The sequence below is a fragment of the Halomonas ramblicola genome, from assembly GCF_030409215.1.
Taxonomy (GTDB): domain Bacteria; phylum Pseudomonadota; class Gammaproteobacteria; order Pseudomonadales; family Halomonadaceae; genus Halomonas; species Halomonas ramblicola.
The window spans coordinates 1-1,098 of sequence record NZ_JAUFPL010000026.1; the positions used below are offsets into that span (position 1 = coordinate 1).

Here is a 1,098-nt window from a genome sequence, read left to right on the forward strand (position 1 = left end):
GGCGGTCTCAATGACCAAGTGCAACACGTAACTCATCAGGTACGGTGTTGCCATGACTTACTGCTATCGCCATCTCTCTGCTGAAGACCGAGCCGCCATCATGATGATGCGAGCGACTCATTCGATCCGGGCCATCGCCACTCATCTGGGCCGTGCACCGAGCACCGTGTCGCGAGAAATCGCGCGCCACACGGTCGATCCCATCAAGGGCTACGATGCCGGTCTGGCGGGCTACCGGGCCCGTCTGACGCGACATCGGCCACGTCAGCGTCCCAAGCTGCATCCCGACGGGGAGCTCTTCGAGGCGGTGGTCTACCTGCTGCGCAAGTACTGGTCACCGGAACAGATAGCCCGCACACTGAAGCGTATGTCTCCCAACGATTCACGTCGCCAGGTCTCGCATGAGGCCATCTACAACGCGCTCTATGTGATGCCCCGCGGCAGCCTCAAGAAGGAACTCATCGCCTGCTTACGGCAGGGCAACGGTAAGCGTCGGCCACGCAGTCGTGGCAAGGATCGACGCCAGCAGATTCCCGAGCTGGTCAGCATCCATATGCGGCCGCCTGAGATCGAAGACCGCCTGATGCCTGGCCACTGGGAGGGCGATCTCATCATTGGCGCCAACAATCGCTCCGCCGTCGGTACGCTGGTGGAGCGGACCACACGGTTGGTGATCCTGGCGAAAGTGGACGGCACCACGGCTACGGCGGCGGCCGTCGGCTTCAGTGACAAGCTCAATGAAGTGCCGCGATCCCTGCGTCTCTCAATGACCTATGACCAAGGCAGAGAGATGGTGAAGCATGCCGAGATCACTCAGAAGACCGGTACGGCGATCTACTTCGCTGATCCGCATAGCCCATGGCAGCGGGGCTCCAATGAGAACACCAACGGGCTGTTGCGGCAGTACCTGCCGAAGGGCACGGATCTGTCGGTCTACAGCCAGGAAGAGCTCGATGAGATCGCTGATTCACTGAACACGCGGCCGCGTAAGACACTGGACTGGCGAACGCCGCTGGAAGTTTACGCCGAGGTGCTCAAGAAATCCGTCGGTGGACCGAGCACCCTTCAATAGCGTTGCGCTTGGAACTTGAGACCGCC

At 60.8% G+C, this 1,098-nt stretch carries 1 protein-coding gene; it reads left to right on the plus strand.

Going from position 1 to position 1,098, the window contains the following annotated elements; translation table 11 throughout:
• Positions 1-52: 52 nt before the first annotated feature.
• A complete protein-coding gene (locus QWY80_RS10155) occupies positions 53-1,072 on the plus strand; it encodes an IS30 family transposase (protein WP_435389336.1) in 1,020 nt (339 codons plus the stop codon).
• The last annotated feature ends 26 nt before the right edge of the window (positions 1,073-1,098 follow it).